This is a genomic window from Microbacterium sp. NPDC089188, assembly GCF_040685155.1.
GTDB classification, from domain to species: domain Bacteria; phylum Actinomycetota; class Actinomycetes; order Actinomycetales; family Microbacteriaceae; genus Microbacterium; species Microbacterium galbum.
Genome location: NZ_JBFBHH010000002.1, coordinates 271,590 through 285,993, shown reverse-complemented (window position 1 = coordinate 285,993; position 14,404 = coordinate 271,590). Strand labels below are relative to the sequence as shown.

Below are 14,404 nucleotides of genomic sequence, written 5' to 3'. Positions count from 1 at the left end.
CCCGTCCCACCCGCGCCCCCAACCCCCACTTGAGTGTCCGGAACACCCGGACCCGGCGAAAACCGTCCGGGTGTCTTGGACACTCAGCAGGACACACACGTCCCGCACCCTGCGGCGGGCGGCGGACGGCGGGAGCGAGGGAGCGAGCGAGCGACATAGGCAGAAAGCCACGACCATGACCCTCATCACCTCTCCCCCGCCCACCACCGCGACCTCGCCGACCACGACGACCGGTGCCCGCACGACCACCGAAGGATCCCGGATGCCGAGCCCGCCGGCATCCATCCCGCACCTGCGCCTCGAGCGCTCCCTCGAAGGACGGGACGCCGAGATCCTCACCCCCGCCGCCCTCGCCTTCGTCACCGAGCTGCACGACCGCTTCGCCCGGCGCCGGCACGACCGGCTGGCCGCGCGCCTGCGTCGGCGTTTCGAGATCGGCACGGGTGACGACCCGCACTTCCGCGCCGACACCGCGCACATCCGCGACGACCCGTCGTGGCGCGTGGCGGGCGCGGGACCGGGCCTCGAAGACCGCCGCGTCGAGATCACCGGGCCCACCGACCCGAAGATGACCATCAACGCGCTCAACTCCGGGGCACGCGTATGGCTGGCCGACCAGGAGGATGCCACGAGCCCCACCTGGCGCAACGTCATCGGCGGTCAGCTCTCGCTGTTCGACGCGATCCGCGGGCAGCTCTCGTTCACGAGCCCCGAGGGCAAGCGCTACGAGGTCACCGCCGAGCGCACCCCGACGATCGTGATGCGCCCCCGCGGCTGGCACCTGCCCGAGAAGCACGTGACGTTCATCGATCGTGCCGGCCGCGAGCTGCCGGCATCCGGTTCGCTCGTGGACTACGGACTGTACGTGTTCCACAACGCGCACGCGCTGATCGCCGCGGGTCGCGGGCCCTACTTCTACCTGCCGAAGATCGAGTCGGCCGAAGAGGCGCGGCTGTGGGACGACGTGTTCTCGTTCACCGAGGAGCGTCTGGGCCTCGCGCACGGCACGATCCGGGCGACGGTGCTCATCGAGACGCTGCCCGCGGCGTTCGAGATGGAGGAGATCCTCTTCGCTCTGCGCGACCACTGCGCGGGCCTGAATGCGGGTCGCTGGGACTACATCTTCTCGATCATCAAGACCTACCGGGGCCGCGGAGCGCGTTTCGTGCTCCCCGACCGCAGCGAGGTCACGATGACGGTGCCGTTCATGCGGGCCTACACCGAGCTGCTCGTGCAGACCTGCCACAAGCGGGGCGCGTACGCGATCGGCGGCATGAGCGCCTTCATCCCCAACCGCCGCAAGCCCGAGGTGACCCAGGCGGCGTTCGACAAGGTCGCCGCCGACAAGCGCCGCGAGGCCGGAGACGGCTTCGACGGCACGTGGGTGGCCCACCCCGACCTCATCCCGGTGGCGCGGGCCGAGTTCGACGCCGTGCTGGGTGACGCGCCGAACCAGCTCGGGCGCACCCGCGACGAGGTGTCGGTCGCACCGGCCGATCTGCTCGACGTGCGCATCGGACGACCCGTGACCGCCGCGGGCGTGCGGGGCAATGTGTCGGTGACGATCCGGTACATCGAGGCCTGGCTGCGGGGCCTGGGCGCGGTCGCGATCGACGACCTCATGGAGGACGCCGCCACCGCCGAGATCTCGCGTTCGCAGATCTGGCAGTGGATCCACCAGGACCACGCCACCGCCGAGGGCACGCCGATCACCCGCGACTACGTCGAGTCGCTCGTGCGGGACGTGCTCGCCGAGGCGCCGCGCTCGACCGCCGACCGGTTCGACGACGCCGCCGCGGTGTTCCAGGAGGTCGCCCTGCGCGAGGAGTTCCCGGCCTTCCTGACCCTGCCCGCGTACGCGAGATACCTGGACTGACCGGATGCCGAGGGGCCGGGGCCGGAAGCCTCGGCCCCTCGGTCACGCCTCCGGCAGCGTTCGTGCGGTGCCGGGGGCGTCAGGGACGCGCCGGGTCGATCGGGGCGAAGGGCCTCAAACTCTCGCGCGAGGTGAGCTTCGACGCCGCGAGCGACCCGGCGACGGCGAGGAAGATCGGCAGCAGCAGGTCGAAGCCGGTGTTGGTGAACTCGATGATGAGGGCGATCGCGGTGAACGGAGCCCGCATGTTGGATGCCAGGAACGCCGACGCCGCGACGATCGCGAGAGCCGTTCCGTCGGCCCCGGGCCAGACGAACGCCCACCCGGCCGCCGCCGCGGCTCCGAGAGCGGCACCGATGGCGACCGAGGGCTGTAGCGTTCCCCCAATCGCGCCCGACCCCAGCGACATCGCGGTCGCGACGTACTTCAGCACGGCGAGCGCGATGAGCAGCAGGGCGGGCTGCGAGAGGTCGAAACCCGCGGTCGCCAGCGCGCGGCCATTGCCGAGGATGAGCGGGAAGGCCGCTCCGACGGCGCCGACGGCCGTGAACGTCAGCGGCAGAGCCACCAGCAGCTTCCACCCCTCGGGACGGAAACGAGCGAGCTTCTTCGTCACCATGGCGAAACTCGTCGCTCCCCACCCCATGAGCGGGCCGATGAGGATCGCGGCGACGATGAGCGACGCGTTCACCTCGACCGAGCCGATCGAATAGAGCGAACCGTCCCCCACGAGCGGACGCGCGACGAGGGTGGCGATGGTGCTGACGGTCAGCGCCACCACCGCTGCACCCACGCTGAATTGCGCGAGCAGGATCTCCACGGCGAAGAGGGCGCCGGCGAGGGGCACGTTGTAGACGGCGGCGAGACCCGCCCCCGCGGCCGAGGCGATGAGGATGCGACACCACCGCGCGTCGAGGCCGAACCACTTCACGACCTTCGAGCCCGCCATCGCCGACAGCTCGCGCGGAGCGACCTCCTTGCCGATGGACGCGCCCATCGCCACCGACCCCACCTGGATGACGGTGTCGGCGAGCGTCTCCCACCACGGCATCCGGGCTCCGTCGACGCCCTGCTCGACGGTGGCGATCCGGCGACCGAAGCGGCGCAGCAGGTACCAGCCGAGGGCGGCCACGACTCCCGCCCCGCCCACTGTGACGATCGGAAGCCACCAGGTCTCGGGATACGCGAGGCCGTCGAGGAACGGCCCCTCCTCGTGACCCCACACGAGATGCTCGAGGCTGTGCACGATCCACACGAGCAGCAGTACGGCGAGACCGGTGGTCACGCCCACGATGAGGGTCGCGATCCCCAGCCGCATGAGGGAGGCGAATCCCCGTCGACGGGAGCGCAGGGGCGTGGCGGTCTGAGCTGTCACCCCGCCACGCTAATCGACCCATGTTTCGTGTTCCGACCGACGGTAGCCTGACCGCATGACGCCCCCGCCCGTCACGACCCGCCGACCCTTCGACGTGCTCGGACTCGTCGCGGTGATCCTCTCCGCCGTCCTCCTCGTCCCGACGCTCTTCGTCTTCGTCGTGGGCCTCATCCCCGAGATGAACGCGATCTGGTGGATGGGAATCATCCTGCTGCCGCTGCTCTTCGTCGGTGGGATCGTCGTCGTCCTCCTGGCGGTCGTCGGTCTCGTCGTCGCCGCGCGTCGATCCGGTCGCCGGGCGTGGTCCGTCGTGGCGCTGGGGCTCGGCATCCTGATGCTCGTTCCGGCGCTGCTGATCCTCGCGCCCTGGCCGTCATGACCCTCGGCGCGAAAGCGCGGGAACACTAGGCTCGGAACCGTGACTTCCCGCGCCCCGCTCTCCCGCAAGCTGTCCGCCATCGCCGAGTCCGCGACCCTCAAGGTCGACGCCAAGGCCAAGGCCCTCCAGGCCGCCGGTCGCCCCGTCATCTCGTACGCGGCCGGCGAGCCCGACTTCGCCACGCCGTCGTTCATCGTGGATGCCGCGGCGAAGGCGCTGCAGGACCCGAAGAACTACCGCTACACCCCCGCCGCCGGCCTCCCCGTGCTGCGCGAGGCCATCGCCGCGAAGACGCTGCGCGACTCGGGCCTCGAGGTCTCACCGTCGCAGGTCATCGTCACCAACGGCGGCAAGCAGTCGGTGTACCAGGCGTTCCAGACCGTGGTGAACCCCGGCGACGAGGTGCTGCTGCCCGCGCCGTACTGGACGACGTACCCGGAGGCCATCGCGCTCGCCGACGGCACGCCCGTCGAGGTGTTCGCCGGTGCCGACCAGGACTACAAGGTCACCGTCGCCCAGCTCGAGGCCGCGCGCACCGACAAGACCACCGTGCTGGTGTTCGTCTCGCCCTCGAACCCGACCGGCTCGGTCTACACCGCCGAAGAGACCGCCGAGATCGGCCGCTGGGCCCTCGAGCACGGCATCTGGGTCATCACCGACGAGATCTACCAGAACCTCACCTACGAGGGCGTGCGTGCCGTCTCGATCGTCGAGGCCGTGCCCGAGCTCGCCGAGCAGACGATCCTCGTCAACGGTGTCGCGAAGACCTACGCCATGACCGGGTGGCGCGTGGGCTGGATGGTGGGACCCGCGGATGCCATGAAGCTCGCCGGCAACCTGCAGTCGCACCTGTCGAGCAACGTCAACAACATCGCCCAGATCGCCGCCGCCGAGGCCCTCAACGGCCCGCAGGACGAGGCCGAGCAGTTCCGTCTCGCCTTCGACCGTCGCCGTCAGCTGATCGTGTCGGAACTGTCGAAGATCGACGGCGTGCAGGTGCCCAACCCGCTCGGCGCGTTCTACGTGTACCCCGACGTCCAGGGCCTGCTGAACCGCTCGTGGGGCGGCGTGACCCCGACGACCTCGCTCGAGCTCGCCGACCTCATCCTCGAGCAGGCCGAGGTCGCCGTGGTGCCGGGCGAGGCGTTCGGTCCGAGCGGCTACCTGCGCCTGTCGTACGCCCTCGGCGACGACCAGCTTCTCGAGGGCGTCCAGCGCCTCCAGCGCCTGTTCGCCTGAGCTCCTCGCGCTCTCGCGCTCCCACCCTCGCGGTGAGGGGTCTGACCCCTCACCCGGAGGGTGGGACGGCGCGGAACGAGAGCCGGACCGGGGGCTACAGCTCGACGTTCACCAGGACGGGCTCGGGCTGCAAGACGAGACCGAACTCGGCGGCGACGCGGCTCTGCACGAAGCGCGCGAGCTGGGCGATCTCGGCCGCGGTCGCCTCGCCGCGGTTGGTGAGGGCCAGCGTGTGCTTCGTCGAGAGGCCGGCGCGCGAGCGCGGGAACCGGAACCCGCGCGAAAGCCCCGCGTTCTCGATCAACCACGCGGCGCTCACCTTCACCTGGCGGTTCTCGACCGGCGGCGGAGGCAGGATGCCGTCGAACGCGGCGAGCGGGATCACCGTCACTGGGTCGAGGGCGGGGCCCATCGGCCACTTCGGGCACGCGTCCGGAAGGGTGCGCGCGAACGCCTCCGAGACGATCGCGTTCTGGAAGAACGAGCCGGCGCTCCAGGTGTCGGGGTCTTCGGCGTCGAGGACCATTCCCTTGCGCGCACGCGTGGCGAGGACGTGGTCGCGGATCCACCGCAACGATACGGCCTGGTCGGCCTCGAGTCCGAGGGCGCCGCGCAGCTGATCGCCCGCGATCGGCCGCTCGTCGGTGCCGACGCGCTCGAGCTCGAGCGTGACCGACAGGATGACGGCGGGCCGCTCAGGCACCGAGCCGTAGTGGTGCTTGAGCACCGAGGTACGGAAGCCCAGACCGAGCTCGGATGCCGGGACCGTCGACACGTCACCCGTGGACTCGTCGATCAGCTCGACCTCGACGAGCGTCTGCACGATCTCCTGCCCGTAGGCGCCGACGTTCTGCACGGGAGCGGCGCCGACGGTGCCCGGGATGCCGGACATCGCCTCGACACCGGCGTACCCGCGCTCGACCGTCTCGGCGACGAGGGCGTCCCAATCGTGTCCGGCCTGCACCCGCAAGCGGACGGTGTCGGGCCGGGAGCCGGGGAGTTCGTCGATACCGGAGGTGCGCACGCGGATCACGGTGCCCTCGAACGGTTCGTCGCCGACGAAGAGGTTGGATCCTCCGCCGAGCACGAACCACGGCTCGCCGGCGGCCCACGCCTCGCGGAGGGCGGCGACGAGTTCGTCGACCGTCGTCGCCTCGATGAGACGAGCGGGTTCACCGCCGGTGCGCAGCGTGGTGAGCTGCGCCAACGGGACCGGAGCGACCTGGGGCATCAGCGCAGCCGCACCCGCACCTGGGCCTTGCCGAGCACGGTCGTCTCGGCGAACGTCACGGTCAGGTCGATGCGGGCGATGTCGTCGTCGACCGCGCCCACCTTCGCGCTCACGTGCAGATCGGCCCCGGTCTCGGGGTCGACGACGACGGGGCGCGTGAAGCGCACGCCGTACTCCGCGATGCGTCCGCTGTCGCCCAGGGCCTCGGCCAGCGTGCCGACGGCGATGCCCATCGTGAGCATCCCGTGCGCGAGGACGCCCGGGAGCCCCACGGCCGCCGCGACATCGTCGCGGTAGTGGATCGGGTTGAAGTCTCCCGACGCCCCCGCGTAGCGCACGAGCGACTCACGGGTCAGGTGCACGGAGCGTTCGGCGACGACCTCGCCCACGGTGAATGCGCTCATGCGCCGGCCTCCCCCGCGAGCAGGACGCTCGTCGTCGTGACGACGTGGGCGCCGGTGGCATCCACGATATCCGCTTCGCTCGTGATCATCGCGTTGCCGCCCATCGACCGGATGCCGGTGACCGACAGCGTCGCGACGAGCTCGTCGCCGGCGACGATCGGGCGCGTGTAGCGGAAGCGCTGCTCCGCGTGGACGAGGCGCGAGAGCTCGATGCCCGAATCGGGGTCGCCCAGCAGCTGCTGCAGCGTGAGGTCCTGCACCACCATCGCGAAGGTCGGCGGGGCCACGACGTCGTCGTAGCCGAGGGCGCGCGCGGCGTCCGGGTCGGAATGCTGCGGGGCGTCGGCGAAGACGGCGCGGGCGAACTCGCGCACCTTCTCGCGACCGACGAGGTACGGCACGGTCGGCGGGAAGACTCGGCCGACCAATTCGGGGTTCACGGGCACCGGGTCAGTCTACCGAGAGGGCCCGACAGAGCCGTGCCGCCGGCATCCGCCGGTCCGGCCCGGCCTCGAGGAGTTCGGCGCCGACCGCGACGCCGTGGGCGCTTCAGCGCTGGTGGCGACCGCGCACGGCCTTGACGGCGATCTGCGAGGCGATGAAGACGAGGAAGATCGAGAACAGCACGTTCGCCACGAAGGGATCGACGGCCTTCGCGATCTGCGCACCGACAGCGGTCGTGGCGCACGCGGCGACGCCGACGCAGAGCGCGGCGGGCAGATCCACGTTGGAACGGCGGAGGTTGCCGACCGTGCCCGACACCGCCGTCGGGATCATCATCAGCAGCGAGGTGCCCTTGGCGACGAGGTCGCTCGTCCCGAACAGCAGCAGGAGTGCGGGGACGACGATGATGCCGCCGCCGACGCCGAGCAGTCCCGCCAGGATGCCCGTGATCACGCCGAGCACGGCCAGGCCGGGTCCGGTGACCCACGTGAGCACGAGATCGGCGTCGCGGGAGGGGATGACGAAGTACAGGCTGACGATCACCGCGACGAGAAAGGCGACGAACGCCCACCGCAGCGCCGTCTGCGAGAGCTTGGGCAACAGCCACGTGCCGATCTGCGCCCCGCCGACGGCCCCCGCCGCGAGGATGAGCGCCGGCAGCCACGCGACGTGCCCGTCGACGGCATAGGTGATGACCCCGACGGATGCCGTGGGGACGATCGCCGCGAGCGAGGTACCTGCGGCGAGGCGCTGGTCGAATCCGAGCAGCAGGACGAGCAGCGGGACGATGACGGTGCCGCCGCCGACGCCGAACAGACCCGACATCAACCCGGCGAGCAGACCGACCGCAACGCAGACGACGTAGAGGCGGGCGGTACGGGGCGGGCGGGTGGCGGTGGTCACGGAGATCCTCGGAATCAGGGGGGCGAGCGCGTCTCGCCGACGCCCCAGTCTTCCACTCCTGCGCACGGACGCCGGTGGGACGGATATCGGTCGGCACCATCGAGGACGCAGAAACGAAAGCGGCCCCCGGTGATCCGAAGCCGCGTCCACCGGGGGCCGTCGCCCTCACAGGTCAAGCAGGACGGTGACCCGAACACCGGACTGCGACCACTCGCGTGAGGGTGCGACAAAGATGACGATAGACACCCCGTTCGTCCGGATCGCACCGGTTGACACTGATATCTAGAGGTGCTAATTATTCAGGCCACTGAATTCTTGGTAGCGCTCCCGGGAATGCCCTCGCCGCTGGTGCCGTTGGAGACGTGCATGACAACCGTAGGAATCATCGGCGCAGGAAACATCGGTTCGGCTCTCGCTCAGGGGTTCGCGGATCGCGGCTACGACGTGGTCATCGCCAACTCGCGCGGTCCGGAGACCCTGGGCGAGCTCGTCTCCTCCGTCGGAGAGCGCGCCCGCGCCGCCACCGCGCAGGAAGCCGCCGAGGCCGGCGACATCGTCGTGGTGACCGTGCCGCTGAAGGCGATCGACGACATCCCCGTCGCCCCTCTCGCCGGTAAGACCGTGCTCGACACGAACAACTACTACTTCGAGCGCGACGGGCACATCGCCGCCCTCGACGACAAGAAGACCACCACCTCGCAGATGCTGCAGGAGCACCTTCCCGAGTCGGTCGTCGTGAAGGCGTTCAATCACATCCCCGCGGCCGACATCCTCACCGGCGGCGCGCCGGCGGGCACCGACGACCGTCGCGCTCTGGCCACCTCGAGCGACTCCGACGAGGCCGTCGCCCTCGTCACCCGCATCTACGACGAGTTCGGCTTCGACACCGTGAACGTCGGTCCCCTGAGCGAGAGCTGGCGCGTCGAGCGCGACCAGCCCGCCTACGTCGTGCGTCAGAACCGCGGCGAGCTCGAGCAGAACCTGGCCCGCGCCGAGCGCTGAGCCGCTCCCCGCGTGAGTCGCCAATTCTCGTCGCTTCGGCAGACACGCAAGCGACGGAAATCGGCCACTCACGCGAAAAGACGAACCCGGCGCCCGCACGTGCGGGCGCCGGGTTCGTCGTATCGGGGCGCAGCCTCAGAGCGACGCGAGCGCCTGGTCGACGTCGGCGATGAGGTCGTCGACCGACTCGATGCCCACCGACAGGCGCACGATCGTCTCGGGCACCGCGAGCTCGGTGCCGCGGACGGAGGCGTGGGTCATGGCATCCGGGTAGTTGACCAGCGACTCGACGCCGCCGAGGGACTCGGCGAGGGTGAACAGGCGGGTCGACTCCGCGAAGCGGCGCGCGGCTGCCCCGTCGGCGAGCTCGAGCGAGACGATGCCGCCGAAGCCGCTCATCTGCCGGGCCGCCAACTCGTGACCGGGGTGGGAGGGGAGGCCGGGGTAGTAGACCTTCGCCACGCGGTCGTGCGCGAGCAGATGCTCGGCGACGGCCTGGGCGTTGGAGCTGTGGCGCTGCATGCGCACGGCCAGGGTCTTGATGCCGCGCGTCGTCAGGTAGGCGTCGAAGGGGCCCGACACGGCCCCCGCGGCGAACTGCAGGAACTGTACCTTCTCGGCCAACGCGGCGTCGGCGAACGCGAGGGCGCCGCCCACCACGTCGCTGTGTCCGCCGAGGTACTTCGTCGCGGAGTGCACGACGACGTCGGCGCCGAGCGAGAGCGGGCGCTGCAGGGCGGGCGAGGCGAAGGTGTTGTCGACGACGACCAGTGCGCCGGCGTCGTGCCCGAGACGCGAGAGACCCGCGATGTCGGTGATGCGGAGCATGGGGTTGCTGGGCGTCTCGACCCAGACCATCTTCGGCGCGCGCTCCGCGATGGCGGCGTCCACGGCATCCAGGTCGCTCATGTCGACGACGCGGAGCTTCACGCCCCAGGGGCCGAGCACGCGCGCCAGCAGGCGGTACGTGCCGCCGTAGACGTCGTTGCCGAGCAGCACCTCGTCGCCGGGTGCCAGGGCGGCCCGCAGAAGGGCGTCTTCGCCGGCGAGACCCGAGGCGAACGACAGCGCGCGGGCGCCGCCCTCGAGCGCGGCGATCTGCGTCTCGAGCGCGGTGCGGGTGGGGTTGCCGCTGCGGCCGTACTCGTAGCCTCCGCGCAGGCCGCCGATGCCGTCCTGCGCGTAGGTCGTCGAGACGTGGATGGGCGGGATGACCGCGCCGGTGGTCTCATCGGGCGCCTGACCGGCGTGGACGGCGAGGCTGTCGAAACCGCGGGCGGCGTCGTGGGTGCTCATGCGGAGTGCTCCTGGGTGCTCGGGGGGATGACGGATGCCACGGGTGCAACGTCGTAGCCCCGCTGCGTCATCCAGTCGTCGTCGAAGATCTTGCTCAAGTAGCCGCGACCGTGGTCGGGCAGCACCACGACGACGACCGCGTCGGCGGGGAGCTCCCGGGCCACGCGCAACGCGCCCACGACGGCCATGCCGCTGGAGCCGCCGACGAGGAGGCCCTCCTCGCGGGCGAGGCGACGGGTCATCGCGAACGACTCGGCGTCGGAGACGCGCTCATAGGCGTCGACGAGGGTGGGGTCGAACGCCGGCGGCCAGAAGTCCTCGCCGACACCCTCGACGTCGTAGCCGTGGATGTCGTCTCCCGAGTAGATCGAGCCCTCGGGATCGACGCCGACGATGCGCACCGCAGAGCCGGCGACCTCGCGGAGGTACCGGCCGGTGCCGGTGATCGTGCCGCCCGTGCCGACACCCGCGACGAGGTGCGTCAGCTGCCCGTCGGTGTCGCGCCAGATCTCGGGGCCGGTGGTCTCGTAGTGGCTGCGCGGACCGTTCGGGTTGGCGTACTGGTTGGGCTTGAAGGCACCCGGGATCTCGCGGACGAGCCGGTCGGACACGCTGTAGTAGGAGTTCGGGTCGTCGGGTTCGACGTTCGTGGGGGTGACCACGACCTCGGCCCCGTAGGCGCGCAGCACCGCGCGCTTGTCCTCCGCGACCTTGTCGGGCACGACGAAGACGCAGCGGTATCCGCGCTGCTGCGCCACCAGGGCGAGACCGACGCCGGTGTTGCCGCTGGTGGGCTCGACGATGACTCCACCGGGTCGCAGCAGGCCGTCGCGCTCGGCGGCATCCACGATGTTCGCGGCGATGCGGTCCTTGGCCGATCCGCCGGGGTTGAAGTACTCGATCTTCGCGAGCACCGTGGCGGCGATGCCGTCGGTGACGCGGGTGAGACGGACGAGGGGGGTGTTGCCGACGAGGTCGGCGACGCTCTGGGCGTAACGCACGATGGCATCCTGGAAGGTTGGGTGCACCCGGCTGGGCGCGGCTGACGGGGTCGTCGAAAGGAACGCGGGGGCGTTCAGCGACAACAGCGACAGGTCAGCACGCGGTCAGCATACCCGAGTCGGCAGGGCGACGTCACGCGAGACCGATCCGTCTCCGGCTCGGCGTCTGTGGCTCCGGCCTCAGGACACCGCGCCCAGGAACTCCTCGAAGCTCTGCGCGGGACGACCCGTGACGCGCTCGACATCGGCGGACACCGCGGCGAGGTCACCGCTGGCGATGGAGGTGTACGTGCTCACCCACGCATCGACCTGCCAGCGCGGGGCGCCGAATGCGGCCCGCGACGCGTACGCCTCGTCCACCGTCTCATCGAGGAAGCGCACGGGGTGACCCCGCACCGCCGAGATCTTCTCGGCGACCTCGGTCATCGTCAACGCCTCGGGACCGGTGAGGTCGTAGGAGACGCCGGCGTGGGCGGACGGATCACGCAGCACCGCGACAGCCGTGGCGGCGACATCGGAGCGCGACACGAGCGAGCAACGCCCCTCGCCCGCGGGGCCGCGGATCACCCCGTCGTCGCCGGCGAAGAGCTCCATCATGTCCATGTAGAAGTTGTCGCGCAGGAAGGTGTAGCTCATCCCCGAGGCCCGGATGATGTCCTCGGTCGCCGCGTGGTCGCGACCGAGGGTGAACACCGCGTCGGGCGCGGCGGCGAGGAACGACGTGTAGACGATCGAGCGCACCCCGGCCCGGGCAGCGGCCTCGACGAACGTGCGGTGGTGCTCCACGCGGTCGGCGGTCTCCGACGCGGAGACCATCAGCAGCGTCTCGACTCCCTGCAGCGCCGCGTGAGCGGCATCCGCGTCGGAGTACCGGGCCACGTGGACCTCGGCACCGTCGAGACGCGGAGCGCGTGACGCATCGCGCACGAGAAGACGCTGCGGGATGCCGCGGGCGGCGAGGTCGCGCGCGACGCGGCCTCCCACGGCACCGGTGGATCCGGTGACGGCGATGACGGGCGGCGTGGACATACGGCCTCCGGGGGTGAGCGGTGCATCCAGCGTATTGCGCCGGGCACGGCACCGGCCGGGAATTGCCTCAGCGATGGAGCTTCGCCGCGCGAGAGCTCGGCCTCAGGTCGCGGGGGCGACCAGGCGGGCCACGCGCACGCGGACCGTCGCCGGCTCGTCGTCCCCGCCCGCACCCCGAGCCGCCGTCGCGACCGCCGCGGCGACGGCGACGCTGTCGTCCTGCGTCGAGACCCCGATGCACACCGTGATGGCCCGGGCGCCCGGAACGTCGTCGACGGCGGACAGCGAGCCCTCGACGTCGGCGACGTGCTCGAACGCCCGTGCGACGACGGGCCGAGCGGAATAGCACTCCCGCACGCCCTCGACCGCGGTGACGGCCAGGTCGATGCGCGGAGCCAGTTCGGCTGCGGTGATGCGGGTCATGCGTCTTCCCCCTCGTCCAGATGCACGTCGCCGACGGTCACGTCGACGCGGCCCACCTTCAGATCGCCGTGCCTTTCGATCGCCAGACGGATGCCGTCGCGCATCTCGTCGACGGCGGCGGTGATCGCGCGCCCGAAGCGCACGCTGACCGTCACGCGCACGTCGAGCGGCGCATCGGGCTCGAGCTGGTTCAGCCGCACCCGGCCGACGAGCAGACCCTCGATCCCGTCGCCCACCGTACGGATCAGCTCGTACAGCGCGCCCTCGGTGACGACGATCTCGGTCCCGTCCTCGGTGCGCGCCAGGGGGATGTCACGGCCGGAGCGGAACTCCCGCATCACCTCCCGCATGATGCTGTCGTACCAGGAGTCGGCGAGAGGTTCGGCCGCCTGCTCCTCCACGATCTCGCGCGACAGCCGGCCCATGCGCTCCATCGAGGCGAGGATCGCCTGGCACTCGGCGTTGCGTTCGATCGCGGAGATGCGGGGGGTGCGCCCACGATCGAGGTAGGCGGAGAGGTCCTCCAGCGAATAGCCGGAGCCGCCGACGTCGTCGTTGAATTCGCTCATTCCGGTCACCTCCACTCCTGCATGCGTTCCAACACGGTCTTGCGAGCCCGGGCGAGGCGGCCTCGCACGGTGGCGGCCGACTCCCCCACCTCGACGGCGATCTCGTCGTAGCTGTGGCCGCCGACCTCGCGCAGCACCCACACCACGCGCAGTTCCTCGGGCAGCTCCGCCAACACCTTCTTCAGGGCGTCCATCTGCGACGACGCCACGGCTGAGCGCTCCGGGTCATCGGCCGCCGAGACCATCTCCTCGTCGATCTGATCGGAGATCTTGCGGGAACGGAGGCGATCCGTCGCCTTCCGCGACACGATGGTCGTGAGCCAGCTTCGCACCTTCTCGGGATCGGTGAGATCAGGCAGGCGACGCCACGCCGTGATGAGCGCCTCCTGGACGCAGTCGTCGGCGTCCGCCCGCGAACCGGTGAGGCGCGTGGCGAACGCGACGAGGAACGGCGCGTGTCGACGCACCAGGACCCCGAACGCCAGCTGGTCGCCGTCGGCCGCGCGCGACGCGAGGAAGGCGTCGGTGGCGGTGGACAAAGAGGGCATCGCGGTTCCTGTCAGCGAATTTCCAGCCTCGAGTCGTGACGTTTCACGAACCGGGTCCGTCCACATAGCGAAACACCCCGCACCCTTCGGGGACGGGGATCTTGACGAAAGGACGCTCCTCATGGCACAGAACTCCTCCCTCTCCGCCGACGCCCGCACCAGCGGCGGCAAGACCGTCATCGTCGACCCCGTGGTCGCCAAGGTCGCCGGCATCGCCGCGGCCGAGGTTCCCGGGGTTCACGCCCTCGGCGGCGGCGCCGCCCGCGTGATCGGCAACATCCGCCAGGCCGTCGGCGCCAAGGACTACGCGCAGGGCGTGAGTGTCGAGGTCGGCGAGACCGAGGTCGCCGCCGACATCGCGATCCAGGTCGACTACCCCGAGCGCATCCAGCGCGTGGCGGACGACGTCCGGTCGTCCGTGCGCCAGGCGATCACCGAGATCGTCGGCATGAAGGCGGTCGAGATCAACGTCACCGTGGTCGACGTCTTCATCCCCGGCGACGACGACGAGCAGGAGGAGGCGCGCGTCCACTGACGTGTCGTCCGGGCCCGCGAGCACGCCGCTCGCGGGCCTTTCCTCTGCCCGGCGCGGCGGACCGATCGGCGGGTCGCGTCAATGGACGCACCGGGGTCGGAGCCGACCGCTATCGTCGGCGACACCCCTCCCCCACACCCCAGGAGTCCT

16 protein-coding genes are annotated in these 14,404 nt (G+C 70.8%); 5 read left to right on the top strand and 11 right to left on the bottom strand.

Annotated elements, in window-relative coordinates:
- The first annotated feature begins 175 nt into the window (after nucleotides 1-175).
- Nucleotides 176-1,876 (top strand): malate synthase A, encoded by a 1,701-nt coding sequence (gene aceB / locus AB0N80_RS07500; RefSeq protein ID WP_363578357.1) that lies wholly within the window; start codon nucleotides 176-178, stop codon nucleotides 1,874-1,876.
- 79 nt (nucleotides 1,877-1,955) lie between these two features.
- Here aceB and AB0N80_RS07495 read toward each other — a convergent pair whose 3' ends face one another.
- The gene (locus AB0N80_RS07495) at nucleotides 1,956-3,251 is read right to left on the bottom strand and encodes a chloride channel protein (protein ID WP_363578356.1); all 1,296 of its coding nucleotides are present in this window, start codon (nucleotides 3,249-3,251) and stop codon (nucleotides 1,956-1,958) included.
- 55 nt (nucleotides 3,252-3,306) lie between these two features.
- Between AB0N80_RS07495 and AB0N80_RS07490 the strand changes: the two genes are divergently transcribed.
- Nucleotides 3,307-3,630, top strand: coding sequence for a hypothetical protein (locus AB0N80_RS07490; RefSeq protein WP_363390365.1), 324 nt, complete (start codon nucleotides 3,307-3,309; stop codon nucleotides 3,628-3,630).
- A gap of 39 nt (nucleotides 3,631-3,669) precedes the next feature.
- Complete coding sequence (locus AB0N80_RS07485) at nucleotides 3,670-4,869, top strand: pyridoxal phosphate-dependent aminotransferase (protein WP_315995031.1); 1,200 nt, start codon at nucleotides 3,670-3,672, stop codon at nucleotides 4,867-4,869.
- A gap of 94 nt (nucleotides 4,870-4,963) precedes the next feature.
- On the opposite strand, the gene AB0N80_RS07480 is transcribed toward AB0N80_RS07485, so the two are convergent.
- The 4 genes from AB0N80_RS07480 to AB0N80_RS07465 all read right to left on the bottom strand — a co-directional run bounded on the left by AB0N80_RS07480 (nucleotide 4,964) and on the right by AB0N80_RS07465 (nucleotide 7,851).
- Complete coding sequence (locus AB0N80_RS07480) at nucleotides 4,964-6,100, bottom strand: UDP-N-acetylmuramate dehydrogenase (RefSeq protein ID WP_315995032.1); 1,137 nt, start codon at nucleotides 6,098-6,100, stop codon at nucleotides 4,964-4,966.
- The gene (locus AB0N80_RS07475; RefSeq protein WP_363390374.1) at nucleotides 6,100-6,504 is read right to left on the bottom strand and encodes a MaoC/PaaZ C-terminal domain-containing protein; all 405 of its coding nucleotides are present in this window, start codon (nucleotides 6,502-6,504) and stop codon (nucleotides 6,100-6,102) included. Before AB0N80_RS07475 ends, AB0N80_RS07480 begins: the two co-directional genes overlap by 1 nt.
- Entirely contained in the window at nucleotides 6,501-6,950 is a 450-nt protein-coding gene (locus tag AB0N80_RS07470) for a MaoC family dehydratase N-terminal domain-containing protein (RefSeq protein WP_315995034.1), read from the bottom strand. Before AB0N80_RS07470 ends, AB0N80_RS07475 begins: the two co-directional genes overlap by 4 nt.
- Before the next feature lie 103 nt (nucleotides 6,951-7,053).
- Nucleotides 7,054-7,851 carry a sulfite exporter TauE/SafE family protein gene (locus AB0N80_RS07465; protein WP_315995035.1) on the bottom strand — a complete coding sequence of 266 codons (798 nt, stop codon included), beginning with the start codon at nucleotides 7,849-7,851 and terminating at the stop codon, nucleotides 7,054-7,056.
- Between the two features lie 366 nt (nucleotides 7,852-8,217).
- On the opposite strand from AB0N80_RS07465, the gene AB0N80_RS07460 reads away from it, so the two are divergent.
- On the top strand, nucleotides 8,218-8,853 hold the full coding sequence (locus AB0N80_RS07460; protein WP_363578355.1) for an NAD(P)-binding domain-containing protein: 636 nt from the start codon (nucleotides 8,218-8,220) through the stop codon (nucleotides 8,851-8,853).
- A gap of 135 nt (nucleotides 8,854-8,988) precedes the next feature.
- Here the strand turns inward: AB0N80_RS07460 and AB0N80_RS07455 are convergent, their stop codons facing one another.
- The 6 genes from AB0N80_RS07455 to AB0N80_RS07430 form a co-directional block, all read right to left on the bottom strand.
- Entirely contained in the window at nucleotides 8,989-10,149 is a 1,161-nt protein-coding gene (locus tag AB0N80_RS07455; RefSeq protein WP_363578354.1) for a cystathionine gamma-synthase, read from the bottom strand.
- Complete coding sequence (locus AB0N80_RS07450) at nucleotides 10,146-11,150, bottom strand: pyridoxal-phosphate dependent enzyme (RefSeq protein WP_315995038.1); 1,005 nt, start codon at nucleotides 11,148-11,150, stop codon at nucleotides 10,146-10,148. The genes AB0N80_RS07455 and AB0N80_RS07450 overlap by 4 nt, the downstream gene beginning before the upstream one ends.
- A gap of 180 nt (nucleotides 11,151-11,330) precedes the next feature.
- Entirely contained in the window at nucleotides 11,331-12,179 is an 849-nt protein-coding gene (locus AB0N80_RS07445; protein ID WP_363578353.1) for an SDR family oxidoreductase, read from the bottom strand.
- 102 nt (nucleotides 12,180-12,281) lie between these two features.
- On the bottom strand, nucleotides 12,282-12,602 hold the full coding sequence (locus AB0N80_RS07440; protein WP_363578352.1) for a hypothetical protein: 321 nt from the start codon (nucleotides 12,600-12,602) through the stop codon (nucleotides 12,282-12,284).
- Complete coding sequence (locus AB0N80_RS07435) at nucleotides 12,599-13,171, bottom strand: hypothetical protein (RefSeq protein WP_315995041.1); 573 nt, start codon at nucleotides 13,169-13,171, stop codon at nucleotides 12,599-12,601. The genes AB0N80_RS07440 and AB0N80_RS07435 overlap by 4 nt, the downstream gene beginning before the upstream one ends.
- Nucleotides 13,172-13,176: 5 nt before the next feature.
- Nucleotides 13,177-13,719: a sigma-70 family RNA polymerase sigma factor gene (locus AB0N80_RS07430; RefSeq protein ID WP_136586844.1), complete on the bottom strand. Its 543-nt coding sequence runs from the start codon at nucleotides 13,717-13,719 to the stop codon at nucleotides 13,177-13,179.
- 121 nt (nucleotides 13,720-13,840) lie between these two features.
- On the opposite strand from AB0N80_RS07430, the gene AB0N80_RS07425 reads away from it, so the two are divergent.
- Nucleotides 13,841-14,254, top strand: a complete 414-nt coding sequence (locus AB0N80_RS07425) for an Asp23/Gls24 family envelope stress response protein (protein WP_315995042.1) — start codon at nucleotides 13,841-13,843, stop codon at nucleotides 14,252-14,254.
- Nucleotides 14,255-14,404: the final 150 nt, after the last annotated feature.

Coding starts and splice junctions, on each gene's coding strand:
- AB0N80_RS07430 (WP_136586844.1), bottom strand. CDS start 13,719: ATGCCCTCTTTGTCCACCGCCACCGACGCCTTCCTCGCGTCGCGCGCG.
- AB0N80_RS07475 (WP_363390374.1), bottom strand. CDS start 6,504: ATGAGCGCATTCACCGTGGGCGAGGTCGTCGCCGAACGCTCCGTGCAC.
- AB0N80_RS07460 (WP_363578355.1), top strand. CDS start 8,218: ATGACAACCGTAGGAATCATCGGCGCAGGAAACATCGGTTCGGCTCTC.
- AB0N80_RS07435 (WP_315995041.1), bottom strand. CDS start 13,171: ATGAGCGAATTCAACGACGACGTCGGCGGCTCCGGCTATTCGCTGGAG.
- AB0N80_RS07445 (WP_363578353.1), bottom strand. CDS start 12,179: ATGTCCACGCCGCCCGTCATCGCCGTCACCGGATCCACCGGTGCCGTG.
- AB0N80_RS07440 (WP_363578352.1), bottom strand. CDS start 12,602: ATGACCCGCATCACCGCAGCCGAACTGGCTCCGCGCATCGACCTGGCC.
- AB0N80_RS07480 (WP_315995032.1), bottom strand. CDS start 6,100: ATGCCCCAGGTCGCTCCGGTCCCGTTGGCGCAGCTCACCACGCTGCGC.
- AB0N80_RS07425 (WP_315995042.1), top strand. CDS start 13,841: ATGGCACAGAACTCCTCCCTCTCCGCCGACGCCCGCACCAGCGGCGGC.
- AB0N80_RS07490 (WP_363390365.1), top strand. CDS start 3,307: ATGACGCCCCCGCCCGTCACGACCCGCCGACCCTTCGACGTGCTCGGA.
- AB0N80_RS07455 (WP_363578354.1), bottom strand. CDS start 10,149: ATGAGCACCCACGACGCCGCCCGCGGTTTCGACAGCCTCGCCGTCCAC.
- aceB (WP_363578357.1), top strand. CDS start 176: ATGACCCTCATCACCTCTCCCCCGCCCACCACCGCGACCTCGCCGACC.